Annotated in this window: 21 protein-coding genes; 13 read left to right on the top strand and 8 right to left on the bottom strand. The window is 73.4% G+C overall.

The features are described 5' to 3' along the window. Positions 1–96 precede the first annotated feature (96 nt). From rpmI to DQ392_RS13100, 7 genes are all read left to right on the top strand, one after another. On the top strand, positions 97–291 hold the full coding sequence (gene rpmI / locus DQ392_RS13130; RefSeq protein WP_114015749.1) for a 50S ribosomal protein L35: 195 nt from the start codon (positions 97–99) through the stop codon (positions 289–291). Between the two features lie 110 nt (positions 292–401). Further along, positions 402–785: a 50S ribosomal protein L20 gene (rplT, locus tag DQ392_RS13125; protein WP_114015748.1), complete on the top strand. Its 384-nt coding sequence runs from the start codon at positions 402–404 to the stop codon at positions 783–785. Between the two features lie 214 nt (positions 786–999). Then, complete coding sequence (locus DQ392_RS13120; protein WP_114015747.1) at positions 1,000–1,803, top strand: TrmH family RNA methyltransferase; 804 nt, start codon at positions 1,000–1,002, stop codon at positions 1,801–1,803. 108 nt (positions 1,804–1,911) lie between these two features. Next, positions 1,912–2,976, top strand: a complete 1,065-nt coding sequence (locus DQ392_RS13115) for a sensor histidine kinase (protein WP_114015746.1) — start codon at positions 1,912–1,914, stop codon at positions 2,974–2,976. A gap of 206 nt (positions 2,977–3,182) precedes the next feature. Then, a complete protein-coding gene (pheS, locus tag DQ392_RS13110) occupies positions 3,183–4,313 on the top strand; it encodes a phenylalanine--tRNA ligase subunit alpha (protein ID WP_114015745.1) in 1,131 nt (376 codons plus the stop codon). After that, on the top strand, positions 4,313–6,871 hold the full coding sequence (pheT, locus tag DQ392_RS13105) for a phenylalanine--tRNA ligase subunit beta (RefSeq protein WP_114015744.1): 2,559 nt from the start codon (positions 4,313–4,315) through the stop codon (positions 6,869–6,871). The genes pheS and pheT overlap by 1 nt, the downstream gene beginning before the upstream one ends. Before the next feature lie 228 nt (positions 6,872–7,099). Next, on the top strand, positions 7,100–8,866 hold the full coding sequence (locus DQ392_RS13100; RefSeq protein ID WP_245981412.1) for an MFS transporter: 1,767 nt from the start codon (positions 7,100–7,102) through the stop codon (positions 8,864–8,866). A gap of 103 nt (positions 8,867–8,969) precedes the next feature. Here DQ392_RS13100 and DQ392_RS13095 read toward each other — a convergent pair whose 3' ends face one another. From DQ392_RS13095 to DQ392_RS13085, 3 genes are all read right to left on the bottom strand, one after another. Next, positions 8,970–9,842: a 3-hydroxybutyryl-CoA dehydrogenase gene (locus DQ392_RS13095; RefSeq protein ID WP_181856407.1), complete on the bottom strand. Its 873-nt coding sequence runs from the start codon at positions 9,840–9,842 to the stop codon at positions 8,970–8,972. Between the two features lie 265 nt (positions 9,843–10,107). Continuing rightward, on the bottom strand, positions 10,108–10,308 hold the full coding sequence (locus DQ392_RS13090) for a DUF1918 domain-containing protein (RefSeq protein ID WP_114015743.1): 201 nt from the start codon (positions 10,306–10,308) through the stop codon (positions 10,108–10,110). A gap of 47 nt (positions 10,309–10,355) precedes the next feature. Beyond that, positions 10,356–11,327: a DMT family transporter gene (locus DQ392_RS13085; RefSeq protein ID WP_114015742.1), complete on the bottom strand. Its 972-nt coding sequence runs from the start codon at positions 11,325–11,327 to the stop codon at positions 10,356–10,358. Between DQ392_RS13085 and DQ392_RS13080 the strand changes: the two genes are divergently transcribed. Next, positions 11,326–12,786: an aminotransferase-like domain-containing protein gene (locus DQ392_RS13080; RefSeq protein ID WP_114015741.1), complete on the top strand. Its 1,461-nt coding sequence runs from the start codon at positions 11,326–11,328 to the stop codon at positions 12,784–12,786. The genes DQ392_RS13085 and DQ392_RS13080 overlap by 2 nt on opposite strands. 63 nt (positions 12,787–12,849) lie before the next feature. Here the strand turns inward: DQ392_RS13080 and DQ392_RS13075 are convergent, their stop codons facing one another. Together DQ392_RS13075 and DQ392_RS13070 are read right to left on the bottom strand one after the other, a co-directional pair. Next, entirely contained in the window at positions 12,850–13,836 is a 987-nt protein-coding gene (locus DQ392_RS13075) for an aldo/keto reductase (protein ID WP_114015740.1), read from the bottom strand. Positions 13,837–13,945: 109 nt separating this feature from the next. Next, positions 13,946–14,656 (bottom strand): class I SAM-dependent DNA methyltransferase, encoded by a 711-nt coding sequence (locus DQ392_RS13070; protein WP_114015812.1) that lies wholly within the window; start codon positions 14,654–14,656, stop codon positions 13,946–13,948. Positions 14,657–14,983: 327 nt separating this feature from the next. Between DQ392_RS13070 and argC the strand changes: the two genes are divergently transcribed. The 5 genes from argC to DQ392_RS13045 are packed head-to-tail and all read left to right on the top strand — an operon-like array spanning position 14,984 to position 19,949. Further along, a complete protein-coding gene (gene argC / locus DQ392_RS13065) occupies positions 14,984–16,030 on the top strand; it encodes an N-acetyl-gamma-glutamyl-phosphate reductase (protein ID WP_114015739.1) in 1,047 nt (348 codons plus the stop codon). Then, positions 16,027–17,199 carry a bifunctional glutamate N-acetyltransferase/amino-acid acetyltransferase ArgJ gene (argJ, locus tag DQ392_RS13060; RefSeq protein ID WP_114015738.1) on the top strand — a complete coding sequence of 391 codons (1,173 nt, stop codon included), beginning with the start codon at positions 16,027–16,029 and terminating at the stop codon, positions 17,197–17,199. Before argC ends, argJ begins: the two co-directional genes overlap by 4 nt. After that, complete coding sequence (gene argB, locus DQ392_RS13055; protein ID WP_114015737.1) at positions 17,196–18,173, top strand: acetylglutamate kinase; 978 nt, start codon at positions 17,196–17,198, stop codon at positions 18,171–18,173. The genes argJ and argB overlap by 4 nt, the downstream gene beginning before the upstream one ends. Beyond that, on the top strand, positions 18,170–19,378 hold the full coding sequence (locus DQ392_RS13050) for an acetylornithine transaminase (protein WP_114015736.1): 1,209 nt from the start codon (positions 18,170–18,172) through the stop codon (positions 19,376–19,378). Before argB ends, DQ392_RS13050 begins: the two co-directional genes overlap by 4 nt. Before the next feature lie 43 nt (positions 19,379–19,421). After that, positions 19,422–19,949 (top strand): arginine repressor, encoded by a 528-nt coding sequence (locus DQ392_RS13045; protein WP_114015811.1) that lies wholly within the window; start codon positions 19,422–19,424, stop codon positions 19,947–19,949. Between the two features lie 41 nt (positions 19,950–19,990). Here the strand turns inward: DQ392_RS13045 and DQ392_RS13040 are convergent, their stop codons facing one another. The 3 genes from DQ392_RS13040 to DQ392_RS13030 all read right to left on the bottom strand — a co-directional run bounded on the left by DQ392_RS13040 (position 19,991) and on the right by DQ392_RS13030 (position 22,682). Next, positions 19,991–20,356: a DoxX family protein gene (locus tag DQ392_RS13040; RefSeq protein ID WP_114015810.1), complete on the bottom strand. Its 366-nt coding sequence runs from the start codon at positions 20,354–20,356 to the stop codon at positions 19,991–19,993. A gap of 235 nt (positions 20,357–20,591) precedes the next feature. Further along, entirely contained in the window at positions 20,592–21,599 is a 1,008-nt protein-coding gene (locus tag DQ392_RS13035) for a bile acid:sodium symporter family protein (protein ID WP_245981411.1), read from the bottom strand. Between the two features lie 198 nt (positions 21,600–21,797). Next, positions 21,798–22,682, bottom strand: a complete 885-nt coding sequence (locus tag DQ392_RS13030) for an SCO6745 family protein (RefSeq protein WP_114015734.1) — start codon at positions 22,680–22,682, stop codon at positions 21,798–21,800. Positions 22,683–22,690: the final 8 nt, after the last annotated feature.

The following is a 22,690-nucleotide window of genomic DNA, read 5'->3' as shown; positions in this document are numbered from 1 at the left end:
CCGGGGCACCGCCCCGGAACCGACACGGAACAACTGGCGCTTCCGCCTGCCCGCGCGGCGATCCGGAGGCGTCACTGACGAGGAGAGAACGGCGACATGCCGAAGAACAAGACGCACAGTGGTGCCCGCAAGCGCTTCAAGATCACCGGCTCCGGCAAGGTGATGCGCCAGCGCGCCGGCCGCCGCCACCTTCTCGAGCACAAGCCGTCCACGCTGACGCGTCGCCTTGCCGGTAAGACCGAAGCGGCCCCGGCGGACGCCAAGAAGATCAAGAAGCTTCTCGGCAAGTAGGACCCCGCTCGACCGGGACCCCATCGATCCGGGTCGGAGCGGACGGCGTCGAGCGGTGAGCGGCGACGCCGGGCAGACCGCCTCCCGGCCCCCCAACAAGGAGTAATCACGTGGCACGCGTCAAGCGGGCAGTAAACGCTCAGAAGAAGCGCCGGGCGATCCTGGAGCAGGCCAGCGGCTACCGCGGTCAGCGTTCCCGCCTGTACCGCAAGGCGAAGGAGCAGGTCACCCACTCCTACGTCTACAACTACAACGACCGCAAGAAGCGCAAGGGCGACTTCCGTCAGCTGTGGATCCAGCGGATCAACGCCGCTGCCCGCGCCAACGGCATCACCTACAACCGCTTCATCCAGGGTCTGAAGGCCGCCTCCGTGGAGGTCGACCGCAAGATGCTGGCCGACCTCGCGGTCAACGACGCGGCTGCCTTCACCGCGCTGGTCGAGGTCGCGCAGAAGGCGCTGCCGAGCGATGTGAACGCCCCGAAGGCCGCCTGAACAGCTGCGGCCGCGCCGGCGAGCGCGCTTGCCGGCCTGCACCGCCCGGCCTTCCTCCCTCAGCCTCAGGCCGGGGGATTGCGGCCTCTCGCCGCCGTGGTTTCCGCCCCCTGCTCCGCGCGGGGGCGTTTCCACGGCGGCGAGAAGTCTGTGCGGCGGCCGGGTCCGGCGGCCCTCTCCGTCGCACTCTTGGAAAGTGAGCGAACTCTCCCCGATGCCGCCCGAGTTGACCTCCCTGCGCTCGCCTCGTGTCAGCACCGCACGCAGGCTCGGCAAGCGCGGCTTCCGCGCCAAGGAGCGGCGGTTCCTCGCCGAGGGGCCGCAGGCCGTGCGGGAGGCGCTGGCGCACCTGGTCGAGGTGTACGTGACGCCCGAGGCCGCCGAGCGGCACGCGGACATCCTGCGGGCGGCCCGCGCCGCACGCCTGCCGGTGCTCACCGCTTCCGACGAGGTGCTCGGCGAGATGGCCGACACGGTCACCCCGCAGGGCATCGTCGGGCTCTGCCGCTTCCTCGACCGGCCCCTGGAAGAGATCGCGGCGGCCCGGCCGCGGCTGGTGGCCGTCCTCGCCCACGTACGCGACCCGGGCAACGCGGGGACGGTCCTGCGCTGTGCCGACGCGGCGGGGGCCGACGCCGTGGTGCTGACCGACGCGTCCGTCGACGTCTACAACCCGAAGGCCGTGCGCGCCTCGGCCGGTTCGCTCTTCCACCTGCCGGTTGCCGTGGGCGTGCCCGTCGAGGAGGCGCTGCGTCAACTGGCCGTTGCCGGTGTGCGGGTGCTGGCGGCCGACGGCGCGGGGGAGCGGGACCTGGACGAGGAACTGGACGCGGGGTCGATGGCCGGGCCGACGGCCTGGGTCTTCGGCAACGAGGCGTGGGGGCTGCCGGAGGAGACCCGTTCGCTGGCCGACACCGTCGTGCGGGTGCCCCTGCACGGCCGCGCCGAGAGCCTCAATCTGGCCACGGCGGCGGCCGTCTGCCTCTACGCCTCGGCGCGCGCCCAGCGCACCCGGTGACCGCGCGCGGTGACAGCCCGCACGGTGAGGGTGCCGCGCGGTAACCCTGAGCTAGTAGGGTGTCGGCCCCGGGTGGCGGGACGAGGTGTCGGAAAGGGGCGGTACGGGATGGATGTGAACCCCGACGACCTGCCCGACGGGCTCGTGATCGCCGACGCAGGCGGCGACGTCGTCTGCTTCAACGCGGCGGCGGCCCGCCTCACAGGCCGGGAGCCCGGCGAGGCGCTGGGCAGTCCGCTGCCCGCCGTGCTGCCGCTCGAGGATCTGGACGGACGTCGCTGGTGGCAGCTGACCGACCCCTATCGCGGCCTGGCGATCAGCAACGGGCACCCCGAGCGGAACCTGCTGCTGCCGGGCGGACACGAGGTACTGGTCTCGGCGCGGTACGTCCGCGCGCGGGCGGGGGGCCCCGTCCAGCGCGTCGTCGTCACTCTGCGCGGTACCGAGGCGCGGCGGCGCACCGAGCGCAGCCACGCCGAGCTGATCGCCACCGTCGCCCACGAACTGCGCTCGCCCCTCACCTCCGTCAAGGGTTTCACCGCCACCCTGCTGGCCAAGTGGGGGCGGTTCACCGACGACCAGAAGCGGCTGATGCTCCAGACCGTCGACGCGGACGCGGGCCGCGTGACCCGCCTGATCGCCGAGCTGCTCGACATCTCCCGGATCGACTCGGGGAGACTGGAGGTGCGCCGCCAGCGGCTGGACATCGCCAGGGCCGTGCGGCGGCACGTGGGCGCCCACCTCGCGGCGGGCGAGCCGGACTCCCGCTTCGCGGTCGACATCGCGGCCGACCTGCCCGACCTGTGGGCGGACCCGGACAAGATCGACCAGGTGCTCGGCAACCTGCTGGAAAACGCGGTGCGGCACGGCGAGGGAACTGTCACCATCGAGGTCCAGCCCGCCTCGTCCCCGCGCGATCCCGGGGAACCTGGGGAGAAGGCCACGACCGTCACGGTCACCGACGAGGGGCCCGGCATTCCGGAGGAGTCCATGAGCCGTGTGTTCACCCGCTTCTGGCGGGGCAGCAGGCGCGGCGGCACGGGCCTGGGCCTCTACATCGTCAAGGGCATCGTCGAGGCACACGGTGGCGTGATCACCGTCGAGCGGGCGCCCGTGGGCGGCGCCCGGTTCCGATTTACCCTGCCCGTGGGCGCCCCGGCCTTCCTGGCCTGACGGATCCGATCCCGCTGATCCGCGATCACACGGCGCGCACGGGCCCACCCCGGAACCTGACCCAGGCCGCTGCCGCGGCCTCCGCTTACCCGTCCTCGGGTACGCCCCCGTAGACTCGGGCCCCGGCACGCATGTCCGGGACGGGGCGCAGCCAGGGGGCACTCTCCCAGCGACAGCTGGGAGACAATCGGAAACCACGGGAAGAGATGTCGGCACCCAACAAGTCGTACGACCCTGTCGAGGTCGAGGCACTGAAACCGGAAGAGATCGACCGGGCCACAGACGAGGCGCTCGCCGCCGTCGCGGCGGCCGGTGATCTGGAGGCACTGCGCGAGGTGAAGGTGGCCCACGCGGGCGACCGCTCCCCGCTGGCGCTGGCCAACCGCGAGATCGGCGCCCTGCCCCCGCACGCGAAGGCCGAGGCCGGCAAGCGTGTCGGGCAGGCGAGGGGCGCGGTCAGCAAGGCGCTCAAGGCCCGCCAGGAAGAGCTGGAGCGGGAGCGCGACGAGCGGGTGCTGGTCGAGGAGGCCGTGGATGTCACGCTGCCCTACGACCGCCGCCCCGCCGGCGCCCGCCACCCGCTGACGACGCTCTCGGAACGCGTCGAGGACGTCTTCGTCGCGATGGGCTACGAGGTGGCCGAGGGCCCCGAGGTCGAGGCGGAGTGGCTGAACTTCGACGCCCTCAACATCGGGCCCGACCACCCGGCCCGCACCATGCAGGACACCTTCTTCGTGCGCGGCCGGGACGGCTCGCCGACCGAGGAGGACTCCGGCGTCGTGCTGCGTACCCACACCTCGCCGGTGCAGATCCGGTCGCTGCTGGAGCGCGAGCTGCCGGTCTACGTCATCTGCCCGGGCCGCGTGTACCGCACCGACGAGCTGGACGCCACACACACCCCCGTCTTCGGCCAGGTCGAGCTGCTGGCCATCGACGAGGGCCTGACCATGGCCGACCTCAGGGGCACGCTCGACCACATGGTGCGGGCGCTGTTCGGCGAGGGCCTGGGCACGCGGCTGCGGCCCTCCTACTTCCCCTTCACCGAGCCGTCCGCCGAGATGGACATGGTGTGCTTCGTGTGCCGGGGCGCGTCCGTGGGAGACCCGGACAACCCGTGCCGCACCTGCTCCAGCGAGGGCTGGATCGAGCTGGGCGGCTGCGGCATGGTCAACCCGCGGGTGCTGACGGCCTGCGGCGTCGACCCGGAGCGCTACAGCGGGTTCGCCTTCGGGTTCGGCATCGAGCGGATGCTGATGTTCCGCCACAACGTCGAGGACATGCGAGACATGGTCGAGGGTGACGTGCGCTTCACCAGGCCGTTCGGGATGGAGATCTGATGCGGGCGCCGCTGTCGTGGCTCCGGGAGTACGTCGAGGTGCCGGCCTCCGAGTCCGGCCGGGACGTCGCGGCCAGGCTGATCGCGGCCGGTCTCGAGGTCGAGACGGTCGAGCAGACCGGAGCCGGTCTCACCGGTCCGCTGGTGGTGGGCCGGGTGCTGGCCATCGAGGAGCTGACCGGCTTCAAGAAGCCGATCCGCTACTGCCAGGTGGACGTCGGCCGGGGCCCTGAGGCCCCGCAGAACATCGTCTGCGGGGCCACCAACTTCGCCGTCGGCGACAACGTCGTCGTCGTGCTGCCCGGCGCCGTGCTGCCCGGCGGGTTCGAGATCAGCGCCCGCAAGACCTACGGTCACGTCTCCGAGGGCATGATCTGCTCCGAGCGCGAGCTGGGCATGGGCGAGGACCACGACGGGATCATGGTGCTGCCGCCCGAGGCCGAGGTGGGCGCCGACGCCATCGAGCTGCTGGAGCTCGTCGACGAGGTCCTCGACATCGCCGTCACCCCCGACCGCGGCTACTGCCTGTCGATGCGCGGCCTGGCCCGCGAGACGGCCACCGCCTACGGGGTGCCGCTGCGCGACCCGGCGCTGCTGGACGTGGCCACGCCCAACGCGCACGGGTACCCCGTCGAGGTCGCCGACCCGCTGGGCTGCGACCGGTTCACCGCCCGTACGGTGTCGGGGCTGCGCCCCGGCGCGGTCTCGCCGATCTGGCTCAGGCGCAGGCTCCAGAAGGCCGGCATGCGCCCGGTCTCGCTGCCGGTCGACATCACCAACTACGTGATGCTGGAACTGGGCCAGCCGCTGCACGCCTACGACCGCCACCGCGTCGAGGGACCGATCGGGGTGCGAGCGGCCCGCAGCGGGGAGAAGCTGACCACGCTCGACGGCGTGGCGCGCGTCCTCGACCCCGAGGACCTGGTCATCACCGACGACCGCGGGCCCATCGGCCTCGCGGGTGTCATGGGCGGCGCCAACACCGATATCGCCGACGGCGAGGGCGGTGGCGAGGCGCAGCGCACCACGGACGTGGTGATCGAGGCCGCCCACTTCGACCAGGTGCGGGTGGCCCGCACCGCGCGCCGCCACAAGCTCTCCTCCGAGGCCTCCCGCCGCTTCGAGCGGGGCGTCGACCCGGAGGCGGCGGCCGCCGCGGCACAGCGCAGCGTCGACCTGCTGGTGCTGCTGGCCGGCGGCACCGTGGAGCCCGGCGTCACCGAGATCCGCACCCCCTCGGGCCCGCGCACCGTCCGGATGGCCGCCGACCACCCCGACAGGGTCGCGGGCGTCGGCTACGGCCGCGAGACCGTCGTGCGCCGCCTCCAGCAGGTCGGCTGCGATGTCTACGGGGACATCGGCCCGAGCGCCCTGGAAGGCGGCGAGCGGTCCACCGAGGGTCCCGAAGAGCTGACGGTCACCGTGCCGTCCTGGCGGCCCGACCTGAGCGACCCCAACGACCTGGCCGAAGAGGTCATCCGCCTGGAGGGCTACGAGAACCTGCCCTCCACCCTGCCCAGGCCGCTGCCGGGCCGCGGGCTGACCGAGCGGCAGCGGCTGCACCGCCGCGTGGGCCGTGCCCTGGCGGGCGCCGGCTACGTCGAGGCGCTGTCGTACCCGTTCGTGGGCGAAGCCGTCTTCGACCAGCTCGGCCTGGAGCCGGGCGACGCGCGCCGCCGCACCGTCCAGCTGGTCAATCCGCTCTCCGACGAGGAGCCGGGGCTGCGCACCACGCTGCTGCCGGGGCTGCTGGGCGCGCTGCGCCGCAACGACGGCCGCGGCAGCCACGACCTGGCGCTGTTCGAGACCGGTCTGGTGTTCCTGCCGACCGGCACCGAGACGGTCGCCGAGCGGCTGCCCGTCACCCAGCGGCCCACCGACGAGCAGGTGGCCTCCCTGGACGGTGCGCTGCCCGAGCAGCCCCGGCACGTGGCGGTCGTCCTGGCGGGCGCCCGTGAGCGGGCCGGCTGGTGGGGCGGTGGCCGCCCCGCCGACTGGGCCGACGCCATCGAGGCCGCCCGCACCGTGGCCGCTGAGGCGGGCGTCGAGCTGACGCTGGAGAGCGGCCGGTACGTGCCCTGGCACCCGGGCCGGTGCGCCGCGCTCCACGTCGAGATCGACGGCGACCGCACCCTGGCAGGCCACGCCGGTGAGCTGCACCCGCGCGCCCTCAAGGCGCTCGGGCTGCCGCCGCGCACCTGCGCGATGGAACTCGACCTCGACCTGGTGGAGCGCGCCGGCGCGGGCGCGCTGCGCGCCCCGCACGTGTCCACGTTCCCGGTGGCCACCCAGGACGTGGCCCTGGTGGTGGATGCCGCGGTGCCGGCCGCCGAGGTGGAGAGCGCGCTGCGCGCGGGCGCCGGTGAGCTGCTGGAGTCGCTGCGGCTGTTCGACGTCTTCACCGGCGAACAGCTCGGGGCGGGCCGCAAGTCGCTGGCCTACGCGCTGCGCTTCCGTGCCTTCGACCGGACGCTGAAGGCGGAGGAGGCTTCCTCCGCGCGGGACGCGGCCGTCGCGGAGGCCGTCGAGCGCACCGGCGCGGTGCTGCGCGGGGCCTGAGAACGGGCCACCCCTCCCCGGCGCGCGCCGGGGGGGGGGGGAGGGGACATCCGTCACCGGCGGGTGTCCCCTCCGCCGTGGCGCCTCATCTTTTCGGGTGAGATGACCGGTCGGGCTCCGGGTGCGGGGGCGAGGCTGGTTACGGGTGACGAGGTGGCAGCAGCGAACTCATCATCCCGTCCGGCGGACGCTCCGCTCCGCAGCCTGATCCCTGCACGTATCGACCGGATGCCCTGGTCCGGCTTCCACACGAAGATGATCGCGGCGCTGGGCTGTGCGTGGATCCTCGACGGGCTGGAGATCACGGTCGCCAGCTCGGTCACCTCGATCCTCACCCAGGAGGACACCCTCGGGCTGTCCTCCAGCGAAGCGGGTCTGATCGCGACCGTCTACCTGGTCGGACAGGTGACGGGCGCGCTCTTCTTCGGCCGGATGGCCGACAGGTTCGGGCGCCGGAAGCTCTTCCTGCTCACGTTCGGCGTCTACCTGTTCGGCAGCGGCATGACCGCGCTGACCTACGGGCAGGGCCCCGGCTGGGACGCGTACCTCTACCTGACCCGCTTCATCGCCGGCACCGGCATCGGAGGTGAGTACGCCGCCATCAACTCGGCCATCCAGGAGATGATGCCGGCGCGCTTCCGGGGCCGGGTCGACCTGCTGGTCAACGGCACTTACTGGGCGGGCGCCATCGTCGGCACCCTCGCCGAGCTGGTGATCCTCGCCTACTTCGACGACACCGTCGCCTGGCGCATCGGCTTCCTGCTCGGCCCCGTGCTCGGCTTCTCCGTGCTGTTCGTACGCCGCCATCTGCCGGAGAGTCCACGCTGGCTGATCATGAACGGGAGGGAGGCCGAGGCGGAAGCCGCGATCGGCCGCATCGAGGCGGCCGTGCGCCGGCACGGCAAGAAGCTGCCGCCGGTCGACGAGAAGGACGCCATCGAGATCAGCGAGTCGGCGCACAGCACCTACGTGACGCTGCTGCGGGTGCTCTTCAGGGAGTACCCCAAGCGCGCCGTGCTGGCCTCGACCCTGATGATCACCCAGTCGTTCCTCTACAACGCGATCTTCTTCACCTACACGCTGGTGCTCACCACGTTCTACGGCGTCTCCGCCGCGAGCGCCCCGATGTACCTGCTGGCCTTCGCCGCCGGGAACCTGCTCGGGCCGATCGTGCTGGGTCCCCTCTTCGACATCGTCGGCCGCCGCTGGCTGATCGCCGGCACCTATCTCTTCTCCGGGTGCGCGCTGGCGGTGACCGCCTCCCTGTTCGCGGCGAACGTCCTGACGGCGACCACGCAGACCGTCGCCTGGTGCGTGATCTTCTTCTTCGCCTCGGCCGGCGCGTCCTCGGGCTATCTGACGGCCGGTGAGATCTTCCCGCTGGAGGTACGCGGCAAGGCCATCGCGCTCTTCTTCGCCATCGGGCAGGCCGCGGGGGCGACGGGCCCTTACCTGTACGGCTGGCTGATCGGCGACGGCAGCAACCGGGGCAGGCTCTACGTCGGGTTCCTCGTCGGCGCCGTCATCATGGTCATCGGCGGTCTGGCCGAGACCTTCCTCGGCGTGGACGCCGAGCGCAAGCCGCTGGAGTCGGTCGCCAAGCCCCTCTCCGTCGTGCGCACGTCGGTCGGTGCGGCGCGCAGGCGGACGGTGCGGAAGCTGCGCAAGCCGGGCGCACCGCAGGACGCGGGGGCGCCACCGGGCGAGGAGCGGCCACCGGCCGGCGCCCCGGATGCGGGCGCGGGTGCGGGAGCGGGCGTGCCGCCCGTTGCGGGGGTGCGTGAGGCGGCCGAGGCCGGTGCGGCGCTCGGCGCGGGACCGGTCGAGCCGGAGCCCGCCGCGCTTCCCGACGAGATCTCGAAGGCGACGCCAGGAGCCGCGCCGGACGACACCGCCGCCCAGGCGCAGGACGGGAACGACACCGCTGCCCCGGCGAAGGACGGGAACGACCCCGATCCGGGGGACGAGCCGACGGCCGGCACGCCCGCGGTGTGAACCGGCCGCGGCGGCGCGCCTGCCGCCTGGCGTCCACCGCCCACCGCCTGCCCTGGGCGTCCGCGTTCCGCCGGGCCCGGGGCAGGCCACTCGTTGGGGGTGCTCAGGAGTAGGCGTAGAAGCCGGCGCCCGCCTTGCGGCCCAGGCGGCCCGCGTCGACCATCCGCTGGAGCAGCGGGGGAGCCGCGTACAGCGGCTCCTTGAACTCCGCGTACATCGAGTCGGCGACCGAGGCGACGGTGTCGAGGCCGATGAGGTCGGCGAGCTTGAGGGGGCCCATGGGGTGGGCGCAGCCCAGCTCCATGCCGTTGTCGATGTCCTCACGGCTGGCGATGCCGGACTCGAACATCCGGACGGCGGAGAGCAGGTACGGGATCAGCAGCGCGTTGACGACGAACCCTGACCGGTCCTGCGCCCGGATGGTGTGCTTGCCCAGCGTCCCGCCGACGACCGCCTCGGCGCGCTTGATGGTCTCCTCGCCGGTGGTCAGCGCAGGAATCAGCTCCACCAGACGCTGTATCGGGGCCGGGTTGAAGAAGTGGATGCCGATGACCTGGTCGGGACGGGAGGTTGCGACGGCGAGCTTCACCAGCGGGATCGAGGAGGTGTTCGACGCCAGGATCGCCTCCGGACTGGTCACCACCTGGTCGAGCACCTGGAAGATCTCGGTCTTGACCTGCTCGTTCTCGATGACGGCCTCGATGACGAGGTCACGGTCGGCGAAGTCGCCCAGATCCGTGGTGAAGGTCAGCCGCTCCAGCGTCTCGTCGCACTCCTGACGGCTCATCTTCCCCCGGTCAGCCGCCTTGCCGAGCGAGTTGACCAGCCGGGTTCGGCCGATCTCCAGCGCCTCGCCGGTCGTCTCCGCGACCAGCACGTCGAGCCCGGACCGCGCGCACACCTCCGCGATACCCGCACCCATCTGGCCACAGCCCACCACTCCGACGCGCTCCACGCCGGCTACAGACTCCGTCACCTCGTGCCTTTCGCTGATCTTCACGGTCCGCAGCGGCCGTTCACCGGGCTGTCGGAGCACCGGACGCAGCCGCTTCGCCGCCCGACGTTACCCGTGGGGGAACGCCGGATGGAGACCGGGTGCGAAAGGTCACCTGTGCGTGCTCTGCGTGGTCGGGGGAGTCGAGGGACGCGAGCGAGGCCGTATGCGGCGCGGCGTCCGGTGCGGGCGCCGCGCCACACGGCCGCGCCGGCCCCTCAGCGCGGTGCGTGCGCTTCCCGCCGGCTCAGCGCTGTCCCTGCCCGTGCGGTTCCTGCACCACGGAGTCCGGGCCGGGGGAGACCACCGCCTCGTGGCCGTCGTCGAAGCGCACACGGTACGGGGGCTCGCCCCTGGCGCCCATCACCTCGACGATCGTCGCCGTCCTGTCCTGCTGTCCCACGACCCGTCCGTGCATCAGCAGTTCGTCGCCTGTGTTGGCTCGCATGGCATGTACCTCCACTCGCCCTCCGGAGTCCGCCTGCCCGCGTGTTCTCACGCGCGGGTGCGCTGTACGACCACGATGCACACCAGTACGGCGAGCGCCGCCGCGGGAGCGGCGGGGGTCAGGCGCTCGCCGAGCAGCAGCACCGCCCATACCAGCGTAAGCAGCGGCTGCGCCAACTGCACCTGGCTCGTCCTGGAGACACCGACGAGCCCCATCGCCCGGTACCAGAACAGCAGCCCGAGAAACTGCGAGCCCAGCGCGCTCCACGCCAGGCCCGCCGCCGCCTGCCCCGTCAACGCCACCGGCTCGTACGCCAGTGCGAGGGCGCTGCTCACGGCGGCCAGCGGCAGACAGCCCACCAGCGCCCAGCCGATCACCTCCGAAGCGGGGAGCTCCCGCGCCAGCTTGCCGCCCTCGGCGTATCCGGCGGCGCAGACCAGCAGGGCTCCGCACAGGAAGAGGTCGCCGGCGCCGGGCGCGCCGCCGCTCTGGTACAGCGCGAAGGTGACCACCACCGCCGCGCCCGCCAGCGCGGCGCCCCAGAAGGCCGGGGAGGGCCGCGCTCCGGTGCGCAGCGAGGAGTAGACGGCCGTGGTCAGCGGGAGCAGCCCCACCACGACAGCGGCGTGCGAGGTCGTCGAGGTCTGCAACGCGAGCGTCGTCAGCAGGGGGAACCCGATCACGACGCCCGATGCCGCCACCGCGAGCCCCGCCCAGTGCCGACGGGCGGGCAGCGGCACCCGGCGCACACCCAGCGTCACCGCGGCGATCACCCCGGCGCTCAGCATCCGCAACGCGGTCGCCGTCCAGGGGCCGAAGCCGCGCAGGGACCAGTCGGTGGCGGGAAAGGTGAGGGAGAAGCAGACGACACCGGCGACGGCCAGCCATACTCCGGCGCGGACCGCCCTGTCCGGTGCCGGCCCGCTCGTCCCCGCCCGGCGGGCGGCCCCCGCCAGGCCGGTGTCCCACGCCGGGGCCGTTATCCTCGGCTCGTCGATAGCGCTATCGTATGCTCTCATGTCTGAGCGTAGCAGTATCGCCGAACTGGCTGAATGGTTGCGTGGGGAGCTGGACCGCTACTCGCCGGGTGAGAAGCTGCCGTCCAGCCGGGCCCTCGTGCAGCGGTTCCGCGCCAGCCCCGTGACCGTCTCGCGGGCACTGGCCGTACTGGCAGCCGAGGGGCTGGTCGTCACCAGACCGGGGGCCGGGGTGTACAGGGCCGAGGCCCGGCGCGCCGACACGGCGTCCGGGCAGCGGGGCGACACCTCGTGGCAGGAGGTCGCGCTGAGTGCCGACGCCTCCGCCGACCAGGCGCCCCGCAGCGTGGATGCGGGCGGTGTGACCGCGACGCTCGACAGGCCGCCGCCCGGCGTGCTGGAGCTGAACGGCGGCTACCTGCCGCCCGGTCTCCAGCCCGAGAAGGCGCTGGCCGCCGCGCTCGCCCGCGCGGCCCGCCGCCCGGGCGCCTGGGGCAGGCCGCCGGTCGAGGGTCTGGAGGAGCTGCGCGGCTGGTTCGCCCGGGAGATCGGCGGGAGCGCCGGGACGGTGGCCCCCGGCGACGTCCTGATCACCGCGGGCGGGCAGTCGGCGATCACCACCGCGCTGCGCGCGCTGGCGCCCCCGGGGGCCGCCGTGCTGGTCGAGTCGCCCACCTACCCCGGCATGCTGGCCGCGGCCCGCGCGTCGGGGCTGCGCCCCGTGCCGGTGCCCGTGGACTGCGAGGGCGTGCGCCCCGATCTGCTGGCGGCGGCGTTCCGTGCCAGCGGCGCCCGCGCACTGGTCTGCCAGCCGCTGTTCCAGAATCCGACGGGCGCCGTGCTGAGCCCGCGGCGGCGCGGCGAGGTGCTGCGGGCGGCGCGTGCGGCGGGCGCCTTCGTGGTGGAGGACGACTTCGCCAGGAACCTCGCGCACGAGGACGCCGGGCCGCTGCCGCCCACGCTGTGCGCCGAGGACCCGGACGGCGTGGTCGTCCACATCCGGTCCCTGACCAAGGCGACCTCGCCCAGCTTGCGCGTGGGCGCGCTCGCCGCGCGCGGGCCCGTGTGGGAGCGGTTGCGCGCCATTCAGATCGTCGACAGCTTCTTCGTCCCGCGGCCGCTCCAGGAGGCCGCGCTGGAACTGGTCGGGGCGCCCGCCTGGTCCCGTCATCTGCGCGCCGTGGGCACCGAGTTGCGGATACGCCGCGAGATCATGCTGGGCGCACTGGCCCGCGAGGTGCCCGCGCTCCACCTCGGCCACGCCCCGCGCGGCGGCTACCACCTGTGGCTGCGGCTCCCCGACGGTACGGACGAGACCACGCTGGCCGCCGCCGCCCTGCGCGCCGGGGTGGCGGTCGCGCCCGGCGCCCCCTACTTCGCCGCCGAATCCCCGGCCCCGCACCTGAGGGTGACGTTCGCGCCGGCGGCGGCCGAGAGCGACATCGTCGAGGGCGTCCGGCGGCTGGGCACGGCCTGTGGCCAGGTGCTGCCGAGCGGCTGAACCGGTACCGCCGTCACCGGCGACCCCCGCGTCCCGAGCGAGGGCACAAGAGGGCGGCGCGGCTCACCCGTTGACGTAGGAGAGGTTTCCCTCGTCGTAGCGGGCGCCGGCGACCTGGTCGCGGGGCGCGGCCGCCTCGATGGCCGCCAGCTCTTCGCCGGTGAGGGAGAGGGTGAGCGCCTCGACGTTCTCCTCCAGGTAGGTGCGCCGCCGGGTGCCGGGGATCGGCACCACGTCCTCGCCGCGGTGCTGTACCCACGCCAGTGCGAGCTGCCCGGCGGTGACCCCGCGCTGTGCGGCGAGTTCGGTCAGGCGCTGGACGATCGCCAGGTTCCGGTCGAAGTTGCCGTCGGCGAACCGGGGCATGTTCCGCCGCGAGTCCGTCTCCTCCATGGCGTCGACGGAGGCGTAGCGTCCGGTCAGAAAGCCGCGGCCCAGCGGCGAGAACGGCACGATGCCGATGCCGAGTTCGCGGCAGACCGGTGCGATCTCCTCCTCGATGTCGCGGGTCCACAGCGACCACTCGCTTTGCAGGGCGCTGATCGGGTGGACGGCGTGGGCGCGCCGCAGAGTGGCCGCGCCGGCTTCGGAGAGCCCGAGGTGGCGCACCTTGCCCTCGGCCACCAGTTCGGCCATGGCGCCGACGGTCTCCTCGATCGGCACCCGGGGGTCGACGCGGTGCTGGTAGTAGAGGTCGATGTGGTCGGTGCCCAGCCGTCGCAGTGAGGCCTCGCACGCCTGCCTGACCCAGGCGGCGTCTCCCCGGATGAGCGTGGCCTCGCCCAGCTTGTTGGCGAACCCGAACTTGGTGGCCAGCACCACCTCGTCGCGGCGGCCTGCGACGGCCCGGCCGACGAGTTCCTCGTTGTGGCCCGCGCCGTAGAAGTCGGAGGTGTCCCAGAGGGTGACGCCCAGGTCGAGGGCGTGGTGGAGGGTGTCGATCGAGGTCCGGTCGTCGGCCGAGCCGTAGCCGTGGCTCATGCCCATGCAGCCGAGCCCCTGCCCGGAGACGGTCAGTTCGCCCAGCCGGCGGGTGGGGAGGGTGGTCATGCGGGTGCCTCCGTGGTGCTGTGGTGTGCCGTGTACGGTTCCGGTCGCTGACGCTAGGTCTTGGAGCGCACTCCAGGGCAAGCGCACGCCTCGCCGGGGACGGACTCGCTCACGCCGCGCCGTCCCGCTGCCACACCAGGGCGGCCGAGACCGGGTGGTTGCGGTACTTCTCCCACTGGGGTTTGCGCTCCAGCCAGCGCCCGTCGACGATTCCCTCGCGCATCTCCACGAGCCGCCACCCGGCCCCGAGCCCCGCCGTCACATGGTCGCTGAGCAGGTGGATGTGGGTGCTGATGGCGATGTGTTCACCCGAGCCGTCGGTGAAGTGGGTCGGCATGCCGGAGGCCATGATGAAATGCGGGTGGATCGCGACGACGACGCAGAACCCACCGGGCGCCGCGAGCCGGCCGGCCTCCGTGTAGTAAGGGCCCAGCTCGGGCAGGTGTTCGTCGATGAGCGAGGAGATCACCAGGTCGTAGGCGCCGGACTCCAGACCGGTGGCCCGTACGTCGCCCTCCGCGAGCCGGTCGTGCGCGCCCTTGGCGCGGGCGACCCGCAGCATCCCGGGTGTCAGATCCACCCCGTCCAGCGTGCCGGAGACGCCACGCTGCCGCAGCCAGGCGCCGGTCCGCCCCGTGCCGCAGCCGAGGTCGGCCACGTGGCGCAGGCGCCCCCAGTCGACGGCGGTCAGCTCCTCCAGCAGCGCGAGGTCCATCACGTCCTCGACGGTGTCCTCGTAGGTGCCGACCCACTGGCCGTATCCGGTGGCGACGTCAACGGTGCGGTAGCCGCGGGTGTCGAAGTCGGAGAAATCGAGCATGCCCGCGAGTATCGCCGGGGGCGGCGCGCACCGCACGAGGGTTTCCCCGCTCCCAGTCCGCCGGCCCGCCGTGTTCCGCTCGCCCAGGTGCGCGTCCGGCTCGCGCCGGCGGGGGCCACGGCGCTGAACGGATGGCCGGCCGGCCGGAGGGCGGGGCTGGACGACGGGGTGCCGGGCGAGGGGTTTCCGGCCCGGTCCGGAGTCCGGCGGCTACACGGCCCAGTAGCCGACCCGAACGCCGAGCCGCGTCTCCCGGCCGCTGATCACACCATTCATTGCATAAAACTGCCGCCATGCGTATAGTCATGCCTTCGAGGAGGAGGTCACATGACAGTGCGTGCGGCAGTGGCGGGTGCGAGCGGGTACGCGGGGGGTGAACTCCTGCGGGTGCTGGCCGGGCACCCCGAGGTCGAGGTGGGGGCGCTGACCGGCAACAGCAACGCGGGACAGCGCTTCGGGGCGCTGCAACCGCACCTGGTGCCGTTCGCCGACCGCGTGCTGGAGGAGACGAGCGCCGAGGTGCTGCGCGGCCACGACGTGGTCTTCCTCGCGCTTCCGCACGGGCAGTCCGCCGCCGTCGCCGAGCAGCTCGGCACCGTGGCGCACGGGCCGCTCGTCATCGACTGCGGAGCCGACTTCCGGCTGGCCGACGCCGCCGACTGGGAGCGCTACTACGGCACTCCGCACGCCGGTACCTGGCCCTACGGGCTGCCCGAGCTGCCCGGCGCCCGCGCGGCGCTGCGCGGCAGCAAGCGCGTCGCCGTGCCCGGGTGCTTCCCCACGGCCGTCTCCCTCGCGCTGGTGCCCGCCTTCGCGGGCGGCCTCGCCGATCCCGAGGCTCCCGAGGCGGTGATCGTCGCGGCGACCGGAACCTCGGGAGCGGGCAAGGCACTCAAGCCGCACCTGCTGGGCAGCGAGGTGATGGGCTCGATGAGCCCCTACGGCGTCGGCGGCGTCCACCGGCACACCCCCGAGATGATCCAGAACCTCTCGGCGGCCGCCGGGCGGCGCGTCAGCGTCTCCTTCACCCCGACCCTGGCCCCCATGGCGCGCGGCATCCTCGCCACGTGCAGCGCGAAGGCGGCGCCCGGCACGGCGGCCGAGCAGCTGCGCGCCGTCTACGAGAAGACCTACCAGGACGAGCCGTTCGTCACCGTGCTCCCTGAGGGGCAGTGGCCGTCCACCGCCTCGGTCGTCGGCTCCAACTCCGTCCACCTCCAGGTGGCGCACGACCCGGACGCGGCCCGTCTCCTGGTCGTCGCCGCCGTCGACAACCTCACCAAGGGCACCGCGGGCGGTGCCGTCCAGAGCATGAACCTCGCCCTCGGCCTGGACGAGGGGCTGGGACTTTCCACGATCGGAGTCGCACCATGAGCGTGACAGCCGCCAAGGGTTTCACGGCGGCCGGTGTCGCCGCCGGGATCAAGGAGAGCGGGGGCCTCGACCTCGCGCTCGTCGTCAACACCGGGCCGAGCCGCGCGGCTGCGGGGGTCTTCACCGCCAACCGCGTCAAGGCGGCCCCTGTCCTGTGGTCCGAGCAGGTGCTGAGGGACGGCCGGCTCTCAGCCGTGGTCCTCAACTCCGGTGGCGCCAACGCCTGCACCGGCGCGCCCGGTTTCCAGGACGCCCACGCCACCGCGGAGAAGGTCGCCGAGGAGCTGACGGCGGCCACCGGCACCGAACACGGCGCGGGCGAGATCGCCGTCGCCTCCACCGGGCTGATCGGGCTGCGGCTGCCGATGGACAAGCTGCTGCCGGGCGTCGGTGCGGCGACCTCGGCGCTGTCCGAACACGGCGGTGAGAAGGCGGCGCTCGCCATCAAGACCACCGACACCGTGCACAAGACGGCCCGCATCTCCAGCCCCGCGGGATGGACCGTCGGCGGCATGGCCAAGGGCGCGGGCATGCTCGCGCCCGGCCTGGCCACCATGCTCGTCGTCCTGACCACCGACGCGGATCTGTCCGCCGACGAGCTGGAGGGGGCTCTGCGCGGCGCGACCCGCACCACCTTCGACCGCATCGACTCCGACGGCGCCATGTCCACCAACGACACGGTGCTGCTGCTGTCCTCGGCGGCGAGCGGGGTACGCGCCGAGCAGGCCGAGTTCGCCGAGGCGGTGCGCGCGGTCTGCGACGACCTGGGCCAGCAGCTCGTCCACGACGCGGAGGGCGCCACCAAGGACATCCGCATCGAGGTCGTGAACGCCGCGAGTGAGGACGAGGCCGTCACCGTCGGCCGCACCATCGCCCGCAACAACCTCTTCAAGTGCGCCGTGCACGGCGAGGACCCCAACTGGGGCCGGGTGCTGGCGGCCATCGGCACCACGGCCGCCGCCTTCGACCCCGATGCGCTGGACGTCGCCATCAACGGCGTCCAGGTCTGCCGCGCCGGTGCGGTCGGCGAGGACCGCGACAAGGTCGACATGCGCTTCCGCGAGGTCCGGGTCACCGCGGACCTGCACGCCGGCTCGGCGTCCGCCGTCATCTGGACCAACGACCTGACGGCCGACTACGTCCACGAGAACAGCGCCTACTCGTCATGAGCACCAGCGAGGCGAGCACCCGCAAACACACCGCGCTGCCCAAGGCGCAGACCCTCATCGAGGCGCTGCCCTGGCTGACCCGGCACCACGGCAGGACCGTCGTCATCAAGTTCGGCGGCAACGCCATGGTGGACGAGGAGCTGAAGGCGGCCTTCGCGCAGGACGTCGTCTTCCTGCGCCACGCGGGCCTGCGCCCGGTGGTGGTGCACGGCGGCGGCCCGCAGATCAGCAAGCAGCTCGACGCGCTCGGCCTGGAGTCTCAGTTCCGTGCCGGGCTGCGGGTGACCACGCCGGAGACGATGGACGTGGTGCGGATGGTGCTGGCCGGGCAGGTGCAGCGCGAGCTGGTCAACCTGCTCAACCAGCACGGGCCGCTGGCCGTCGGCATGACCGGGGAGGACGCCCGCATCATGGCGGCCACCCGGCACTTCGCCGAGATCGACGGCGAGGCGGTCGACCTGGGCCGGGTGGGCAGCATCACCTCCGTCGACACCGGCGCGATCGAGGCGCTGCTGGACGACGGCCGCATCCCGGTGATCTCGTCCATCGCCCACAGCGCGGACGCCGGCGACGGCGGGGTCTTCAACGTCAACGCCGACACCGCGGCCGCCGCCCTGGCCGCGGCGCTGGGCGCCGAGACACTGATGGTCCTCACCGACGTGGAGGGCCTGTACGCGGACTGGCCGCGCAGCGACGACGTGATCAGCGAACTGACCGCCTCCCAGCTGGAGAAGCTGCTGCCGGAGCTGGCCAGCGGAATGGTTCCCAAGATGGAGGGCTGCCTGCACGCGGTGCGCGGCGGCGTGCACACGGCGCGGGTGCTGGACGGGCGGGTGCCGCACTCCATCCTGCTGGAGATCTTCACGGACGAGGGGATCGGCACCATGGTCGTGCCCGACGCCGTCCCGGAACCCAGGGCGCAGGCACCCGACGACCTTCGGACACAGCCACGGAAAGCGGAGGGCCCCGCATGACCATCGCCCACGACAACTCCGCCCTCACCGGCCGGTGGCAGGGCGCGCTGATGAACAACTACGGCACTCCGCGCGTCCCGCTGACCCACGGTGAGGGGACCCAGTTGTGGGACGCGGAGGGCAGGCAGTACACGGACTTCGTCGGCGGCATCGCGGTCAACGCGCTGGGCACGGGACACCCGGCCGTCGTCCGCGCCGTTTCGGACCAGATCGCCACCCTCGGCCACGTCTCCAACCTCTTCATCGCCGAGCCGCCCGTCGCGCTCGCCGAGAAGCTGCTGGAGGTGGCGGGCAGGCCGGGCCGGGTGTACTTCGCCAACTCCGGTGCCGAGGCGGTGGAGGCCGCCTTCAAGATCGGCCGGCGCACGGGGCGCACCCACATGGTCGCGGCCGAGGGCGGATTCCACGGCCGCACCATGGGAGCCCTCGCCCTGACCGGGCAGTCCGGCAAGCAGGAGCCGTTCCGCCCGCTGCCCGGGGAGGTCACCCACGTCCCGTACGGGGACGTCGAGGCGCTGCGCGCGGCGGTCACCGACCGGACGGCCTTCGTGATCCTGGAGCCCGTCCAGGGCGAGAACGGCGTCGTGCTGCCGCCCGCGGGCTACCTGGCCGCCGCCAGGGAGATCACCGCCGCCACCGGCACGCTGCTGGTCGTGGACGAGATCCAGACCGGTGTCGGCAGGACGGGCCACTGGTTCTCCTGCCAGGCAGAGGGTGTGGAGCCCGACCTGGTCACGCTCGCCAAGGGGCTGGGCGGCGGGCTGCCGCTGGGGGCCACGCTCGCCTTCGGGGACGCGGCCGAGCTGCTGGAGCCCGGCCAGCACGGCTCCACCTTCGGCGGCAACCCGGTCGCCTGCGCGGCCGGACTCGCCGTCCTGGAGACGATCGCGGCCGACGGGCTGCTCGACCACGTCAAGCGCGTCGGCACCCGGTTGCGCGAGGGCATCCTCGGGCTGGACCACCCGGGCGTCGCTCAGGTCCGCGGCGCGGGGCTTCTGCTGGGTATCGTGCTCACCGAGCCGATCGCGCCGCGCGCGCAGCAGGCCGCTCAGGACGCGGGTTTCCTGGTGAACTCCGTCGCACCGGACGTCGTCAGGATCGCTCCGCCGCTGATCCTCACCGAGGCGGAGGCGGACGCGTTCGTGCGGGCACTGCCCGCCGTCCTCGACGCGGCGGGCGGCGCCGGAGCCGGCCGGGAGCGATGAGACACGCGGCGACGCGGAACAGATGAAGAGGGGTACGCGCACGATGACCGAGGAGCACCAGGCGGGGCAGGCCGTCCCGCAGACGCGGATGGCCCGCCACCGCCGGATCGTCGACATCCTCAACCGGCAGGCGGTCCGCTCCCAGAGCCAGCTGGCCAAGCTGCTGGCCGACGACGGGCTCACGGTCACGCAGGCGACCCTCTCCCGGGACCTCGACGAGCTGGGCGCCGTCAAGATCCGCAACACCGGGGGTGAGCTGATCTACGCGGTTCCCGCCGAGGGCGGGGACCCCACCCCCCGGGCTCCGCTGGGCGAGTCGGCCAGCGAGGCGCGGATGGCACGGCTGGCGGGCGAGCTGCTGATCACCGCGGAGGCCTCCGCGAACCTCGTGGTGCTGCGTACCCCGCCGGGAGCCGCGCAGTTCCTGGCTTCCGCCATCGACCAGGCCGGGGTGCACGAGATCATCGGGACGATCGCCGGCGACGACACCCTGCTGCTGATCAGCCGTGATCCGGTCGGTGGCCAGGCCCTGGCCGACCACCTGCTGGCGCTGGCGCAGAAGGAGCGCTGAGCGCGCCGCCGGGCCTCGCGGAACGGGCCGGGCCGAGCCGGTCAGCCCCGCTCGCCTTCGCCTGCCGCCGCGGCCTCGGCGGCGCCCTGGCGCGCGGCGAGCAGTGCCCAGGCGGCGAGCGGCACCTGGAGGGGGAGGCGGCCGTAGGCGAGGGCCTTCAGCGGCGCGGGGCGCTCGCGCCAGTCGTAGGCCATCTGCACGTTGGCCGGGAAGACGGCCGCGATGAGTCCGGCCGCGGCGAGTCCGCCCGCCCTGCGCGTGCGGGGGAAGGCGAGCGCGGCGGCCACGGCGAGTTCGGCGGCGCCGCTGGCGTAGGTGTAGGCGCGGGCCTTTCCCGGAAGGGAGCGCGGCACGATCGAGTCGAAGGGTTTCGGCGCGAGAAAGTGCAGCGCCCCCATGCCGCCCATCACGCGGGCGAGGGAGCGGGCGGGATCGAAAGTCACGGGCGAGCCTCCGGGTCGGTCTGCGGCCACTGGGTTGGTCGGCGCCCGGAAAGGCGCGCCGGGAGCCACGGTAGTTACCTACCGGTAAGGATGGGAAGAGGGGCCCGCCAGCCGGGGTAACCCGTGGTAACGACGCGAGGGTCCCCGTCCGGTGGTCCCGTCCCGCCCGGTGGCCGCGCCTCGTCCGCGGCCCCGCGTCTCAGCCCTTCTTCCGCGACAGCCAGGCCGCCGCGAGCGCGCCCGAGACGTTGTGCCACACGGAGAAGACCGCGGCCGGCAGCGCTGCCAGCGGGCTGAAGTGCGCCGTGGCCAGCGAGGCGGCGAGGCCCGAGTTCTGCATGCCGACCTCGAACGCCATGGCGCGGCTGGAAGGTTCGCCGAGCCGGGCCAGCCGCCCGGCGCCGTACCCGAGGGCCAGTCCGAGCCCGTTGTGCAGCACGACCGCGAGCATCACCAGCGCCGCGGCGGACTTGATGGCGTCCGCGCTGCCCGCGACGACCACGGCCACGATGACGGCGATGGTCAGCGCGGAGAGCCACGGCAGCACGGGCAGCGCCCTGGTGACCAGCCGCGAGGCCACGAGCCGCACCACCAGCCCCGCCAGCACCGGCAGCAGTACCGTCTTGAGGATGTCGGTCACCATCGACCCCGCGTCCACCGGCAGGTACTCGCCCGCCAGCAGCAGCGTCAGCGGCGGCGTCACCAGGGGCGCCACCACCGTCGAGACCGTCGCGACCGACACCGACAGCGCCACGTCGCCCCGCGCCAGGTACGTCACGACGTTGGAGGCGGTGCCGCTCGGCGCACAGCCGACGAGGATCACACCGGCGGCCAGCTGCGGGGACAGGTCGAGCGCGTGTGCGACCAGCCAGCCCAGTCCGGGCATGAACACGTAGTGCGCGACCAGCCCGAGCGCCACCGCCCACGGCCGCTTGGCCACGCCCCGGAAGTCCCGCGGCGTCATCGTCACGCCCATGCAGAACATCACCACACCGAGCAGGTACGGCACCGCCTCGCCGCCGCCCTCGAAGGTGCCGGGCGCGAGGAGGCCGAGCACACCGGCCAGCAGGACCAGCACGGGGAAGACGGTCACCGCGCGGCGCGCGCCGCGCTGCTCGGCCGCGTCGGAGGAGGGGGAGGGGGAGGGGCCGGCAGGACCTGCGGGGTCGTCCGGGCCCGGGGAGGCGTTCTGCTGTTCGGTTCGCACCCGCAGAGAAAACGCCCGCACTGCGCGGGTGCGCAAGGCCGTCTCGCGATGTGACCGCTGCCGAGGGGCACGGGCGTGCGTCTGCTCGCCCGCCCGGCAGCACGGACGACGAAGCCCCCGCGGGCGGATCTGGCGACGGGGACCACCGGGTCGGCCGTTCGGTGGCCCTCCGGCGCGGTGGGGGTGCCGTGTGCCGTGTCAGCGCGGGGCGGGGGCGGGCACGGTGAGGATCCCCAGTGTCGACCGGGCGGGCAGCAGCCCCGTCTCCAGGACGGCCGCGAAAACGGGGCGGCTCAGCTCCGCGAGCCGTGCGCACCCCGCGGCGCCGAGGGCCCGGTACGGCGCCGCCGCCAACTCGTCCGTCCGCCGCTCCACCTCGTCGCGCAGGGCCCGCCCTGCGTCGGTGGCGGACCCGTCCGCGTCCACCAGTCCCCGTACCGTGAGCCGCTTTCTGGCGGCGGCCCACTCCTGTGGGCTCCAGCCGCGCGAGGCGAAGTTCTCCACCGGCGCGGCGCCGATCGCGGCGAAGGAGACCAGCGCCTCGCAGCCGTCCAGCCCGGCGGTCAGGAGTGCGGCGAGGTGGCCGTCGCCCCGGTGCTCGCGCAGGATGTTCGCCGCCTGCCACAGCACCAGGTGCGGCTCCCCTGGCCAGGGCAGCGCCGCGTTGGCGGCGGCGAGCGGGCGCCCGGCCAGGTCGGCGGCCTCGGCGGCCTTCCTGGCCAGTGCCGCCGCCTCGGTGAGGCCGTCTTCGGTGATGCGGTCGCCGAGGGCGGCGCGCAGGGCCGCGTCCACGCCCCGGGTGCGCGCCGCCACTACCGCCTCGGGCGTGGCCGTCTTCCAGGCCGCGGGCACGTGGGTGGCGACCGTGCGCGGACTGAAGCTGAAGAAGGTGGCGGTCACCGTCTCGGGGGCGGCGGGGCCGAGCGGCGCCCCCCGCAGGGCGAAGTAGGACGGCCAGCGCTCGGTGGTGTCGTAGCCGAGCGCCGCGGTCTCCGCGGCGACCTGGGGAGCGAAGTAGACGGAGGCGTAGACGGGTTCGAGCTGGTGCCACATCTGCCGCGCGAGACTCGGGAAGTCAGCCATGGCGGTAA

This window comes from Streptomyces reniochalinae, assembly GCF_003323735.1.
In the GTDB taxonomy this organism is placed as follows: domain Bacteria; phylum Actinomycetota; class Actinomycetes; order Streptomycetales; family Streptomycetaceae; genus Streptomyces; species Streptomyces reniochalinae.
The sequence above is the reverse complement of the archived record's forward strand: the minus strand, read 5'-3'. Positions and strand labels throughout refer to the sequence as shown.

Coding starts and splice junctions, on each gene's coding strand:
- rpmI (WP_114015749.1), top strand. CDS start 97: ATGCCGAAGAACAAGACGCACAGTGGTGCCCGCAAGCGCTTCAAGATC.
- DQ392_RS13120 (WP_114015747.1), top strand. CDS start 1,000: ATGCCGCCCGAGTTGACCTCCCTGCGCTCGCCTCGTGTCAGCACCGCA.
- DQ392_RS13115 (WP_114015746.1), top strand. CDS start 1,912: ATGGATGTGAACCCCGACGACCTGCCCGACGGGCTCGTGATCGCCGAC.
- pheS (WP_114015745.1), top strand. CDS start 3,183: ATGTCGGCACCCAACAAGTCGTACGACCCTGTCGAGGTCGAGGCACTG.
- pheT (WP_114015744.1), top strand. CDS start 4,313: ATGCGGGCGCCGCTGTCGTGGCTCCGGGAGTACGTCGAGGTGCCGGCC.
- DQ392_RS13100 (WP_245981412.1), top strand. CDS start 7,100: ATGCCCTGGTCCGGCTTCCACACGAAGATGATCGCGGCGCTGGGCTGT.
- DQ392_RS13090 (WP_114015743.1), bottom strand. CDS start 10,308: ATGCGAGCCAACACAGGCGACGAACTGCTGATGCACGGACGGGTCGTG.
- DQ392_RS13080 (WP_114015741.1), top strand. CDS start 11,326: ATGTCTGAGCGTAGCAGTATCGCCGAACTGGCTGAATGGTTGCGTGGG.
- DQ392_RS13085 (WP_114015742.1), bottom strand. CDS start 11,327: ATGAGAGCATACGATAGCGCTATCGACGAGCCGAGGATAACGGCCCCG.
- DQ392_RS13075 (WP_114015740.1), bottom strand. CDS start 13,836: ATGACCACCCTCCCCACCCGCCGGCTGGGCGAACTGACCGTCTCCGGG.
- DQ392_RS13070 (WP_114015812.1), bottom strand. CDS start 14,656: ATGCTCGATTTCTCCGACTTCGACACCCGCGGCTACCGCACCGTTGAC.
- argC (WP_114015739.1), top strand. CDS start 14,984: ATGACAGTGCGTGCGGCAGTGGCGGGTGCGAGCGGGTACGCGGGGGGT.
- argJ (WP_114015738.1), top strand. CDS start 16,027: ATGAGCGTGACAGCCGCCAAGGGTTTCACGGCGGCCGGTGTCGCCGCC.
- argB (WP_114015737.1), top strand. CDS start 17,196: ATGAGCACCAGCGAGGCGAGCACCCGCAAACACACCGCGCTGCCCAAG.
- DQ392_RS13050 (WP_114015736.1), top strand. CDS start 18,170: ATGACCATCGCCCACGACAACTCCGCCCTCACCGGCCGGTGGCAGGGC.
- DQ392_RS13045 (WP_114015811.1), top strand. CDS start 19,422: ATGACCGAGGAGCACCAGGCGGGGCAGGCCGTCCCGCAGACGCGGATG.
- DQ392_RS13040 (WP_114015810.1), bottom strand. CDS start 20,356: ATGGGCGGCATGGGGGCGCTGCACTTTCTCGCGCCGAAACCCTTCGAC.
- DQ392_RS13030 (WP_114015734.1), bottom strand. CDS start 22,682: ATGGCTGACTTCCCGAGTCTCGCGCGGCAGATGTGGCACCAGCTCGAA.